Source organism: Nocardia sp. CY41 (assembly GCF_009829325.1).
Classification (GTDB): Bacteria; Actinomycetota; Actinomycetes; order Mycobacteriales; family Mycobacteriaceae; genus Nocardia.
The window spans coordinates 266,644-277,758 of record NZ_VUOS01000013.1; the positions used below are offsets into that span (position 1 = coordinate 266,644).

The following is an 11,115-nucleotide window of genomic DNA, read 5'->3' on the forward strand; positions in this document are numbered from 1 at the left end:
ACCGGACCCGTGCGAGGAAACTCGCACCGGTATGGCTCGGGGGCTGTTCCGCCTCTCCGGGTCTTCAGGCCGTACTGGTTGGGTGCGGCGCAGGTTGGTCGCAGGTCCTGCGTGAGGGCGTAGGTGCGTTTCGGGGTGGCCGAGGGTTACCCATGTACTTGCGAGATCAGTTGTCGCTTCGACTATCGGTGCGAGGTCAGTTGGCATCCCAGAGTTGCGTTGGTCAGTGCAATCATCTGAGCTCGTTGGCACTTGGGGAAATCAGCGCGAACGTTCAGGGCTGAGCAGCACAGCACAGACGGCCCGGACGCAGCTCCCGCTTCACCTCGACTTGTACGGTCTCGACAGCCGGGAGGGGAGTTCAGCCGATGTAGCGCTGGAGGCGGGCCGAGAGGCGGGGTTCGAGGGGGCCGTCGGCTACCACGCGTTCCTCGACGTACGCCAAGTCGCCGCCCTCGACGATGCCGTAGAGGCGCTTGGCGCCGCCCACGACGACGCCCGACTGGCTGCGGATCACCACGTCGGTGGCCAATTCCCAGGACGACTGGGTCAGCGCTTGCCCGTAGAACAGTTCGACGATGCCACTGCTGTGCGACAGCAGCAGTTCGATGACCTCGTCGTTGCCGTCGATGCCGACCCGCCAGAAGCCGCTCTCGCGCAGGTCGGGACCGCCGTAGTTGCCGTCGGCCTCGATGACCCAGGACCGGGATTCCCAGGCGAGATAGTCACCGCCGTCGTGCGAGACGACGATCTGCTGGCCGAACCGGTAGTCCCCGCGCTCGGGATCATTGCCCTCGCCCTCGCCGCGCCACACGCCGACCAGCGGGAGCAGCGCGAGCATGGAGGCACTCAGATCCGGGCCGAGGCGCAGGTTGGCGGTGTCCTCGGGCAGCGGGAGATCCGGTAGGACCGGGATGTTCCTGGCACCGGTCGATTTCGCCCGTTCGGCAGCGTCTGCCACGGCCTGGTCACCGCTGTGGCGACCGGCGGCATCGGCCGGAGCGTTGCCGTTCAGTTGTTCACTCGCTCGCTCGGCCGGGTTGGAACCTTCGCTCGCGAGTTCGCTCATGATTCGGTGAACAGCCGGTAGAAGACGTAGAGGCCGAACCAGCCGATCAGAACGGCCACGGCCACCAGCAGAATCTCGAAGAAGAGGACCACGTTCCGAGTCTAACGACCCCCTCGTGGCGGCACGCAAACGGCCCCGGTGCTTCCGCGAAGCGGAAAGCGACCGGGGCCGTTCGACGAGTGCGAGGTCTTACTTGGCGACCGCGACGTCGACCGCGTGGATGCCCGCGCCTTCGGGGCGGACCTCGGCGGAGCCGTTGCCCGCGGAGGACAGCGCGCGGACGGTCCACGAGCCGGGAGCCGCGAAGAACCGGAAGTCACCGGTGCCCGACGCGACGACCTCGGCGGTGAAATCACCGTTGCCGTCGAGCAGGCGCACGAACGCCCCGCCCACCGGCTGGCCGTCGGCGCTGAGGACGCGGCCGGTGATGACCGTCTCCTTCTCCACGTCGACGCCGGCCGGGATGGCCTGACCCTGGGTAGGTGCTGCACACATGTCGATTACTCTCCCAACTCGATCGGAGCGCCGACGAGAGAGCCGTACTCGGTCCAGCTCCCGTCGTAGTTCTTGACGTTCTGGTGGCCCAGCAGTTCCTGCAGCACGAACCAGGTGTGCGAGGAACGCTCGCCGATCCGGCAGTACGCGATGGTCTCCTTCTCGCCGTCCAGCCCGGCTTCCTTGTAGATCTCGGTCAGCTCGGCGTCGGACTTGAAGGTGCCGTCCTCGTTCGCGGCCTTGCTCCACGGCACGTTGATGGCGCCGGGGATATGGCCCGGACGCTGGCTCTGCTCCTGCGGCAGGTGGGCGGGCGCCAGGATCTTGCCGGTGAACTCGTCGGGCGAACGCACGTCGACCAGGTTCTTGGTGCCGATGGCCGCGATGACCTCGTCACGGAAGGCGCGGATGCTCAGGTCGGGGGCCGACGCCTTGTACTGGGTGGCGGGCCGGTTCACCGGCTCCGTGGACAGCGGGCGGCCGTCGAGCTCCCACTTCTTGCGGCCACCGTCGAGCAGCTTGACGTTGTTGTGGCCGTACAGCTTGAAGTACCAGTAGGCGTACGCGGCGAACCAGTTGTTGTTGCCGCCGTACAGGATGACTTCGTCGTCGTTCGAGATGCCGCGCGCCGAGAGCAGGTCGGAGAACTGCTCCTGGTTCACGAAGTCACGACGAACCTGATCCTGCAGGTCCTTCTTCCAGTCGAGCCGGACGGCACCCTCGATGTGCCCGCCGTCGTAGGCGGAGGTGTCCTCGTCGACCTCGACGAAGACCACGCCGGGGGCGTTGAGGTTCTCTTCGGCCCAGTCAACGGAGACCAGGACATCGGAGCGAGCCATTGTTTTCCTTTCAGAGATGACGTGCAGGGTCAGTTCGATGCCGGTGACGGGCTCCGGCGGAGGCGGGCTACCAGCGGATAGATCCGGCAACCCAGGCAGATCCCGAACGCGGCGTTCAGGAACGCCGCGAACAGGGCGAAGCCGGCGAACACCGCGCCGACGACTGTGGAGCCGAGCGCGAAGCCCAGCAAGCTGACGGCCGCGAAGACGAAACCGAGCAGCTGCGCGAACCGCAGCGGAGCCGTCGGCTCGGTCTCACTCGTCGGCGCGAGGCGCGGCGCGACGAAGGCGGCGTAGATCCGGCCGTACGGATGGCGGCGCGGACCGAGGGCGGCGCCGACCGCGAAGACGATCGCCTGCAGGGCGATCAACACCGCCGCTGCCGCCGGTGAGACCGCGGCGGCGAGCACGACGACGACGAGGACGCCGGTGGTGAGCCAAGCGGCGAACCGCGGTCCGCGCACATCGACCTGGTCGGCGGAAACGGGGGTGGCTTCGGAAGTGTTACGGATCTGGGTGGACATTGTGCGTACTCCTGCGCTGAATAAGTCCGATGACTGGAGATTTGCCAACTCGCCGGGGGATCGTGAGATCACTCGCGCGGCGGGCAGGGGTCGGCGTCAGGAAATCCGGAAGAGCCGACCGATCAGCGGCACAGGCAGCAACAACCACCGAGCCGACACAGATCCACTGTGCGGCGTCGGGTGAGCATCAGCTCGTGGTTGGAAAGCACGTCAGCAGTTTACCCAATTCGGCGGGGAAATTGGACCCGGGGTGGATCACACCCGTCCAGGGGAGTTGTCATCGCAGCTCACGCCGCTGCGGTCAGCGGCTCGAGCGCGGAGTGCAGATCGGTGGCCTTGGGCACGCCGGAGATGCGGAACCGCTCCTTGCCCTCGACGTCGAAGACGAACGTGGTGGGCAGCGAAAGGACGTTCAGTTCCCGCGCGAGCGCGGGCTCGGCGTCGATGTCCACCTCGATGTCCTGCGGCGGCTGCGGCGATCCCGCGAGCTGATCGGTGACGTTGGCAACCACCCGGCGAACGGCGTCGCACGGTCCGCACCAGTCGGCGGAGAAATGCAGGACCGCGGGCCCGGCGCCGGTCACGCCGACGGACGCCAGCAGTTGCGCGCGAGCGGAGTCGGACAAGTCGATGCCGTCGGCCGCGCGGATCTTGCCGTCGCGCCGACGCAGCAGGACGCCCACCGCCAGCGCGGCGAGCAGGACCACTGCGAGGATGGTGAGTTGGATCATGGTCGCTGCAATCGGTCTAGGTCGATCGTGACGTTCAGGCCCTTGCCCTCCACGACGATCTGACCGCCCTGGGCGGAGACCTTGGTGGGCCGGACACCGAACGGCAACTCCTTGGTGTCGATGGTACGGGTGAACCTGGCGAGGACCGCGGGCCGATCGGCCTCGGTGATCACCGCCACAGGCATGGTCTCGGTGCCGGGCGGGCCGCGATAGAAGCCGGTCGCGACGATTTTCACCTGGTCGCCGTCGAGTGAAAGATCGGCCTGCACGCTGACCTTTTCGCCGCCGTACTGCGCGCCCGGCGTCTCCGGCAGGGTGCCGGTGAGCACCAGCGCGCCGGTCGTGGTCATTCCTGAACCGCCGGAGCCGCCGGTTCCGTCGGACTTGTCGGCAGGACGCGAATGCACCTGCAGGTCGGGGATGGCGAACAGCCTGCCGAGTTCGGTCGGCTCCACGCGCAACCGGCTGTCGACCCGCTCCACGGGGACCCCGCGCAGACTGCCGTCGACCAGTTCACCGACCGGCAGCCGCACCCCGGTCAGCGTCGCCTCCAGCGCGATCTCGCCGGGGATGTCCAGACGCTTCGCGCGCGCCCGGATCTCCACGTGGTCGTAGCGACCGTCCCAAGCCTGGCCGAGAAAGGGGAAACCGTTGATGGTGACCTCGGGATCCGCGGTGAGGTCGGCGCCGTCACGCAGCGCCCTGGACACGCGGTACTCCGAATAAGCCGCAGTACTGAAGTCGACGACCACGGCGAACCCCGCCAGACACAGCAGGCCGATGATCAGCTTGCGCATGCTCCCCCGTCTCTCCGGGTCTCGGGCCGCGGCGGCCGGAAGCCGCGCGGCGCGCGTTCGGCTGCCGTGCCGGGCGCGCCGCCGGTGGCGGGCATGCCCGATACGTAACCCATGTACGCACCATATCGGTTGGCCGGAGCCGGGCACCGGAGTGTCCACCGGTGTGACGACGGACCCCGGAATGCGTGGTCATGCCTTGTTACGCGCTAATCTTGCATCCGATTACCTGTGATTAGCGACGCGGGCGCGGCGGCGCTGCCGCATCCGCGTGGCTACGAGATGGGAGGAGGGCCTGTGGAGCTGCTCCTGCTTACCTCCGACCCCAACCCCGAGTCGGTGTTGCCCTCGCTCGCCTTGCTCGCGCACAACGTGCGCCCGGCGCCCACCGAAGTGGCTTCGTTGCTCGAGGCAGGCAGCGCGGACGTCGCCCTGGTGGACGCGAGGACCGACTTGGCCGCGGCCCGCGGCCTGTGCCGCCTGCTGGGCAGTACCGGATCCTCGGTGCCGGTAGTCGCGGTGCTCACCGAGGGCGGCCTGGTCGCGGTGAACGCGGACTGGGGACTCGACGACATCCTGCTGCCCGGCACCGGCCCCGCCGAGCTCGACGCCAGGCTGCGGCTGCTGGTCGGACGCAACGGCGGCGTGGCGAGCCCGGAGAACACCGGCAAGATCACGCTCGGCGAGCTGGTGATCGACGAGGGCACCTACACCGCACGATTGCGTGGCCGCCCGCTCGATCTCACCTACAAAGAATTCGAGCTGCTGAAGTATCTCGCGCAGCACGCGGGCCGCGTGTTCACCCGCGCCCAACTGCTGCAGGAGGTGTGGGGCTACGACTTCTTCGGCGGGACCCGCACCGTGGACGTGCACGTACGGCGGTTGCGCGCCAAGCTCGGCACTGAATACGAGTCGCTGATCGGCACCGTGCGCAACGTCGGTTACAAAGCCGTGCGCCCGTCGCGGGCGTCGGCCAAGGGCGAGCCGGTGAGCTTCCCGGACGACGACAACGAGGGCACCGACGATTCGCCGCTCACGCCGGTCAACGGCTCCGCCCAGTAACCCCCGGCGGACGGTGGCCGGCTCAGGCGGTGCTCGCACCGTTCCCGGCGGAAATGCCCACCGTCTCCACGACGTTGCCGACAGTGGATCCCGCGCGGGGTCCACCGGCTCGAGGAACGGAGGCCGATGAGCGGCGCGACGACACAGTGGACCGACCGTCCCGACGCGGCCACGGTGCAGGCGATCACCGATCTGCTCGTGCGCGCGAGCGCGGCCGACGGCGTCGCCCCGGTCTCGGAACAAGCCGTGCTGTCGCTGACGTCGGGCGACCACACCGGAGCGCGCCACCTGCTCGCCTGGCGGGCCGGAGCGATCGCCGGTTACGCCAATCTCGTTCCGGAGCACGGCGAACACCCGGCGATGGCCGAGGTCGCCGTCGATCCGGTCCAGCGCGGGCACGGCGTGGGTACCGATCTGGTCACGGCAGTCCTGGCCGAGGGCGGGCCGGGCGCACGGGTCTGGGCGCACGGCGACCGGCCGGCGGCCAAGGCTGTCGCCGCCCGGCTCGGGCTGCGGACGGCGCGTGAGTTGTGGCAGATGCGGCGGTCTCTGGCAACTCCACCGCTACCCGAGCTCGTGGTCCCGGACGACCTCGTGTTGCGCACCTACGCCGGTCCCGCCGACGACGCGGAACTGTTGCGGGTGAACGGCGCCGCCTTCGCCTGGCATCCCGAGCAAGGCGGGTGGACCGAGCGCGACCTCGAAGTCCGTCGCGGTGAGTCGTGGTTCGATCCGGCGGGCCTGTTCCTGGCGTTCGACCCGGCGGCTCCCGATCGTCTGCTGGGATTCCACTGGACCAAGGTGCATCACGCGGAGAATCCGCCCGTCGGCGAGGTCTACGTGGTCGGCATCGATCCGGCCGCGCAGGGCCGGGGGCTCGGTCGACTGCTCACCCTGGCGGGGTTGCGGCACCTGCGCGACCGCGGGTTGGCCGAGGTGTTGCTCTACACCGAGGCCGACAATGTCGCCGCGGTGCGCACTTATACCCGTCTCGGATTCGCTCCGGCGCACGTCGACGTCGCCTATGCCGCGGCGGAGGCTGAATAGCAGGCGGCAGAACGGATGCGCGCGAGTAAAACTGCGGCAAACGTCACATCCCCCCGCTGCAATCGCGCCGGGCTGTTCACTCTCCGTTCACTCAGGTCGGTCCAACTGTCAACCACGTGACTTTAGGTTGTGTGAGGGCAGCACACTGCTGCCTGGTGCGCAAGTTCCCCGCGAACAGCACCACAGCACCCGTCCGGGCCGGTGAGGGACCGGACGAGTAGGACGCCATTCCGGAGGAATAGTGAATCTCAAGCGCAGCAGCGCCCTGGTTGGTGTGCTGGCCGTCGGCGCCATGACGCTGGCCGCCTGTGGCAGCGACGACAACACCTCTACCGACACGGGCAATGTGGCCAAGGTCGACGTCGCCTGCGGCGGCAAGAAGGCCCTCAAGGCCAGCGGTTCCTCCGCGCAGAAGAACGCGATGGAGCGCTTCATCGCCGCGTACGAGAAGAACTGCGACGGCGCCACGCTCAACTACACCTCCAGCGGCTCGGGCGCAGGCGTGAGCGAATTCATCGGCGCCCAGACCGATTTCGGTGGCTCCGACTCGCCCCTGAGCGCGAAGAAGGACGAGCCGAAGAAGGCCGCCGACCGCTGCGCCTCGCCCGCGTGGAACCTGCCGACCGTGTTCGGCCCGGTCGCGATCACCTACAACATCGACGGCGTGACCGATCTCGCGCTGGACGGCCCGACCGCCGCCAAGATCTTCAACGGCACCGTGACCACCTGGGACGCCCCGGAGATCAAGGCGCTGAACCCGAACGCCAAGTTGCCGTCCGAGCCGATCGCGGTGATCTTCCGCAGCGACGAGTCGGGCACCACCGACAACTTCCAGCTCTACCTGGATTCCGCCTCCGACGGCGCCTGGGGCAAGGGCGCGGGCAAGGCCTTCAACGGCGGCGTCGGCGCGGGCTCGAAGGGCAACGAGGGCACCTCGGCCGCGGTGAAGACCACCAAGAACTCGATCACCTACAACGAGTGGTCCTTCGCGAAGGCGCAGAACCTGTCGATCGCTCGCATCATCACCTCGGCGAGCAAGGACCCGGTCACCCTGAGCGTCGCGTCGGCGGGCAAGGCGATCGAGTCCGCGAAGATCTCCGGCCAGGGCAACGACCTGATCATCGACACCTCCTCGTTCTACAAGCCGTCGGTCGCGGGCGCGTACCCGATCGTGATGCCGACCTACGAGGTCGTGTGCTCGAAGTACTCCGACGCCGACACGGCGAAGGCGGTCAAGGCCTTCCTCACCTCGGCGGTCACCAACGGCCAGCAGGGCTTGGACGAGGCCGGGTACATCCCGATCCCGGAGCAGTTCAAGACCAAGCTGACCACCGCCATCAACGCCATCTCCTGATAGCAGCCCCCACATGACCGTCCACGACGAGGTTGCCGCCGCAGGCCAGTCGGATTCGACCGGCCTGCGAGCAGGCGGAGATACTGCGCTCATGCCGAGCAAGCCGAGCACCGACCCGGCCACGAAGAGTGGTCGCCCGCACAGCCCGCGAGCGGAGATCGTCTTCCGCTCGCTGGCGACCGCAGCGGGTGCGATCATCGTCGCCGCCATCGCATTGATCGCGCTGTTCCTGCTCATCCGGGCGGTGCCGTCGGTGCTGGCGAACGAGTCGAACTTTTTCACCAGCACCGACTTCAACACCTCGGACGCCAACCACCTCCGGTTCGGCATCCGGGATCTGTTCATGGTCACGGTGCTGAGTTCGATCTTCGCACTGATGCTCGCCGTTCCGGTCGGCATCGGCATCGCGCTGTTTCTGACGCACTACGCGCCGAAGACGCTGGCGCGGCCGTTCTCGGTGATCGTCGATCTGCTCGCGGCGGTGCCCTCGATCGTGTTCGGTCTGTGGGGAATCCTGGTGCTCGCTCCGCAATTGGAGCCGATCCAGGCCTTCCTGAACGACAACCTGGGATGGCTGTTCCTCTTCGCGGACGGCAACATCCCGCTGGCCAGCGGCGGCACGATCTTCACCGCGGGCGTCGTGCTCGCGGTGATGATCCTGCCGATCATCACGTCGGTCAGCCGTGAGGTGTTCAACCTCACCCCGCGAGCCCACATCGAGGCGGCACAGGCGCTCGGCGCCACGAAGTGGGAAGTCGTGCGGATGACGGTGCTGCCGTACGGCCGCAGCGGCATGATCGCCGGCGCCATGCTCGGCCTCGGACGCGCGCTCGGCGAGACGATCGCCGTGCTGATCGTGCTGAAGACGGCCGCCCAGCCGGGGCAGTGGTCGGTGTTCGACGGCGGCTACACCTTCGCCTCCAAGATCGCCTCGGCCGCGGCGGAGTTCAGCGCCCCGCTGCCGACCGGCGCCTACATCGCGGCAGGCTTCGTGCTGTTCGCGCTGACCTTCGTCGTGAACGCGCTGGCTCGACTCGCCGCGGGCGGAAGGGTGAACGGGTGATGACCTCCTCGACTCTGGACCGGCCGATCAAGCCGCCCACCTTCCGAGATGTGAGCTTGTCGCGCAAGGTGCGCAACAACGTCGCGACCGGCCTGGTCTGGCTGGCGTTCGGCGTCGCGCTCGTGCCGCTGGCCTGGGTCCTGCTCATGGTGATCAGCAAGGGCTTCAGCGCGGTGGTCCGGGCGGACTGGTGGCAGAACTCGCTGAAGGGCGTGCTGCCCAATCAGGTCGCGGGCGGCGTCTACCACGCCATCTACGGCACCATCGTGCAGTCGCTGGTCGCGACGGTGATCGCCGTTCCGCTCGGCATCATGGCGGCGGTGTACCTGGTCGAGTACGGCCGCGGCGTGCTGGCCAAGACCACGACCTTCATGGTCGACATCCTGGCCGGCGTGCCGTCGATCGTCGCCGCGCTGTTCATCTTCGCGCTGTGGATCGCGACGCTCGGCTTCCCGCAGAGCTCTTTCGCGGTGTCACTGGCATTGGTGCTGCTGATGCTGCCGGTGGTCGTCCGCAGCACCGAGGAAATGCTCAAACTGGTGCCCGACGAACTGCGCGAGGCGTCCTACGCGCTCGGTATCCCGAAGTGGAAGACCATCGTGCGGATCGTGGTGCCGACCGCGCTGCCCGGCATGATCAGCGGCATCCTGCTCGCCATCGCCAGGGTGATGGGCGAGACCGCTCCCGTGCTGGTGCTCGTCGGCTACAGCAAGTCGATCAACACGAACATCTTCGACGGCAACATGGCGTCGCTGCCGCTGTTGATCTACCAGGAACTGGCCAACCCCGAAGCTGCCGGACGCGAGCGGGTGTGGGGCGCGGCTTTGACCCTCATCATCATCATCGCCCTCCTGTACCTGGCGGCTGCGGTCCTCAACCGCCTGCTCACCCGGAACCGATAGAAGCGGAACGGATTACCGAAAATGGCCAAGCGGATCGACGTCAAAGATCTGAACATCTACTACGGCAAGTTCCATGCCGTGTCCGATGTCTCGCTGACCGTGCTGCCGCGCAGCGTGACCGCCTTCATCGGTCCCTCGGGCTGTGGCAAGTCCACCGTGCTGCGTTCGCTCAACCGCATGCACGAGGTAACCCCGAACGCCAGGGTCGAGGGCGCGGTCCTGCTGGACGGCGAGGACATCTACGGCACCCAGGTCGACCCGGTGGGCGTGCGCCGCACGATCGGCATGGTCTTCCAGCGGCCGAACCCGTTCCCCACCATGTCGATCAAGGACAACGTCGTCGCGGGCCTGAAGCTGCAGGGCGTGCGCAACAAGAAGGAACTCGACGAGGTCGCCGAGCGATCGTTGCGCGGCGCCAATCTGTGGAACGAGGTCAAGGACCGCTTGGACAAGCCGGGCGGTGGCCTCTCCGGTGGCCAGCAGCAGCGTCTGTGCATCGCGCGCGCCATCGCCGTGTCGCCCGACGTGCTGCTGATGGACGAGCCGTGTTCGGCGCTGGACCCGATCTCCACCCTGGCGATCGAGGACCTGATCACCGAACTGAAGAAGGATTTCACCATCGTCATCGTCACCCACAACATGCAGCAGGCCGCGCGCGTGAGTGACCAGACCGGCTTCTTCAACCTGGAGGCCCAGGGCAAGCCGGGCAAGCTGATCGAGATCGATGACACCGAGAAGATCTTCTCCAACCCGTCGCAGAAGGCCACGGAGGACTACATCTCCGGTCGCTTCGGCTGAGAACGTTTCGGGGAGTCGGTGCTGTAATGGCTCCTCCTGCTTTCGCCGTTGCGGCAACGCCGAAGGCAGCGGTGCCGGCGTGCCGGGTTCACGACTTCCGCGCGTTTTCTGCGGGGCCCGTGGTTGTTCAGTCTGCTGCTGATCCGTATTTCTCTTGCATGGCTTGGCCGTGTTGTTTGGCCATGTGGTAAGAGCGCCTATCAGGTTCGGTTGCGGAGTCTTCGCCAGCAGATGAGGGCGGCGGCGAGGTCGAGGAATCCTTGGTGGATGTCGGTGCGTCGTTCCCAGCGGGTGGCCAGGCGGCGGTACTGGTGTAGCAGGGCCAGGGATTGTTCGACGATCCATCGCCCTGTCACCTTGTCGCGGGTGCCGCGGCGCGGGATGTGCCCGGTGATACGACGTTGCCGCAGGTCGGCATACACGCGCGGATAGTCGTA

At 67.4% G+C, this 11,115-nt stretch carries 12 protein-coding genes and 1 pseudogene; 6 read left to right on the forward strand and 7 right to left on the reverse strand.

All coding sequences use genetic code 11. The annotated features are described in order from the left end of the window. Positions 1-361: 361 nt before the first annotated feature. From GVY64_RS16445 to GVY64_RS16470, 6 genes are all read right to left on the reverse strand, one after another. On the reverse strand, positions 362-1,069 hold the full coding sequence (locus tag GVY64_RS16445) for an FABP family protein (RefSeq protein ID WP_159842237.1): 708 nt from the start codon (positions 1,067-1,069) through the stop codon (positions 362-364). Positions 1,070-1,258: 189 nt separating this feature from the next. Continuing rightward, a complete protein-coding gene (locus tag GVY64_RS16450) occupies positions 1,259-1,564 on the reverse strand; it encodes a DUF1416 domain-containing protein (RefSeq protein ID WP_159842239.1) in 306 nt (101 codons plus the stop codon). Positions 1,565-1,569: 5 nt separating this feature from the next. Next, on the reverse strand, positions 1,570-2,403 hold the full coding sequence (locus GVY64_RS16455; protein ID WP_159842241.1) for a sulfurtransferase: 834 nt from the start codon (positions 2,401-2,403) through the stop codon (positions 1,570-1,572). Between the two features lie 29 nt (positions 2,404-2,432). Beyond that, positions 2,433-2,927, reverse strand: coding sequence for a DUF4395 domain-containing protein (locus GVY64_RS16460; protein ID WP_159842243.1), 495 nt, complete (start codon positions 2,925-2,927; stop codon positions 2,433-2,435). Between the two features lie 287 nt (positions 2,928-3,214). Next, on the reverse strand, positions 3,215-3,658 hold the full coding sequence (locus GVY64_RS16465) for a thioredoxin family protein (protein WP_159842245.1): 444 nt from the start codon (positions 3,656-3,658) through the stop codon (positions 3,215-3,217). Further along, positions 3,655-4,455, reverse strand: coding sequence for an LmeA family phospholipid-binding protein (locus tag GVY64_RS16470; RefSeq protein ID WP_159842247.1), 801 nt, complete (start codon positions 4,453-4,455; stop codon positions 3,655-3,657). The genes GVY64_RS16465 and GVY64_RS16470 overlap by 4 nt, the downstream gene beginning before the upstream one ends. 294 nt (positions 4,456-4,749) lie before the next feature. Here GVY64_RS16470 and GVY64_RS16475 point away from each other — a divergent pair, with 294 nt between their 5' ends. From GVY64_RS16475 to pstB, 6 genes are all read left to right on the forward strand, one after another. Further along, on the forward strand, positions 4,750-5,514 hold the full coding sequence (locus GVY64_RS16475) for a winged helix-turn-helix transcriptional regulator (RefSeq protein ID WP_159842249.1): 765 nt from the start codon (positions 4,750-4,752) through the stop codon (positions 5,512-5,514). A 126-nt stretch (positions 5,515-5,640) separates the two neighbouring features. Continuing rightward, positions 5,641-6,561 carry a mycothiol synthase gene (gene mshD, locus GVY64_RS16480; protein WP_159842251.1) on the forward strand — a complete coding sequence of 307 codons (921 nt, stop codon included), beginning with the start codon at positions 5,641-5,643 and terminating at the stop codon, positions 6,559-6,561. A 241-nt stretch (positions 6,562-6,802) separates the two neighbouring features. Then, positions 6,803-7,915 carry a phosphate ABC transporter substrate-binding protein PstS gene (gene pstS / locus GVY64_RS16485; RefSeq protein ID WP_159842253.1) on the forward strand — a complete coding sequence of 371 codons (1,113 nt, stop codon included), beginning with the start codon at positions 6,803-6,805 and terminating at the stop codon, positions 7,913-7,915. Positions 7,916-8,006: 91 nt separating this feature from the next. After that, on the forward strand, positions 8,007-8,978 hold the full coding sequence (gene pstC, locus GVY64_RS16490; protein ID WP_159842316.1) for a phosphate ABC transporter permease subunit PstC: 972 nt from the start codon (positions 8,007-8,009) through the stop codon (positions 8,976-8,978). Continuing rightward, positions 8,978-9,880, forward strand: coding sequence for a phosphate ABC transporter permease PstA (pstA, locus tag GVY64_RS16495; protein ID WP_159842255.1), 903 nt, complete (start codon positions 8,978-8,980; stop codon positions 9,878-9,880). The genes pstC and pstA overlap by 1 nt, the downstream gene beginning before the upstream one ends. Positions 9,881-9,901: 21 nt before the next feature. Next, on the forward strand, positions 9,902-10,678 hold the full coding sequence (pstB, locus tag GVY64_RS16500; protein ID WP_159842257.1) for a phosphate ABC transporter ATP-binding protein PstB: 777 nt from the start codon (positions 9,902-9,904) through the stop codon (positions 10,676-10,678). Positions 10,679-10,878: 200 nt separating this feature from the next. On the opposite strand, the pseudogene GVY64_RS16505 reads toward pstB, so the two are convergent. Further along, positions 10,879-11,115 (reverse strand): annotated as a pseudogene (locus GVY64_RS16505) (IS5/IS1182 family transposase); the annotation flags it as partial.

What these genes read in the sequence shown, in the direction of transcription:
- GVY64_RS16445 (WP_159842237.1), bottom strand. Translation starts at nt 1,069, where the DNA reads ATGAGCGAACTCGCGAGCGAAGGTTCCAACCCGGCCGAGCGAGCGAGT.
- GVY64_RS16450 (WP_159842239.1), bottom strand. Translation starts at nt 1,564, where the DNA reads ATGTGTGCAGCACCTACCCAGGGTCAGGCCATCCCGGCCGGCGTCGAC.
- GVY64_RS16455 (WP_159842241.1), bottom strand. Translation starts at nt 2,403, where the DNA reads ATGGCTCGCTCCGATGTCCTGGTCTCCGTTGACTGGGCCGAAGAGAAC.
- GVY64_RS16460 (WP_159842243.1), bottom strand. Translation starts at nt 2,927, where the DNA reads ATGTCCACCCAGATCCGTAACACTTCCGAAGCCACCCCCGTTTCCGCC.
- GVY64_RS16465 (WP_159842245.1), bottom strand. Translation starts at nt 3,658, where the DNA reads ATGATCCAACTCACCATCCTCGCAGTGGTCCTGCTCGCCGCGCTGGCG.
- GVY64_RS16470 (WP_159842247.1), bottom strand. Translation starts at nt 4,455, where the DNA reads ATGCGCAAGCTGATCATCGGCCTGCTGTGTCTGGCGGGGTTCGCCGTG.
- mshD (WP_159842251.1), top strand. Translation starts at nt 5,641, where the DNA reads ATGAGCGGCGCGACGACACAGTGGACCGACCGTCCCGACGCGGCCACG.
- pstC (WP_159842316.1), top strand. Translation starts at nt 8,007, where the DNA reads ATGCCGAGCAAGCCGAGCACCGACCCGGCCACGAAGAGTGGTCGCCCG.
- pstA (WP_159842255.1), top strand. Translation starts at nt 8,978, where the DNA reads ATGACCTCCTCGACTCTGGACCGGCCGATCAAGCCGCCCACCTTCCGA.
- pstB (WP_159842257.1), top strand. Translation starts at nt 9,902, where the DNA reads ATGGCCAAGCGGATCGACGTCAAAGATCTGAACATCTACTACGGCAAG.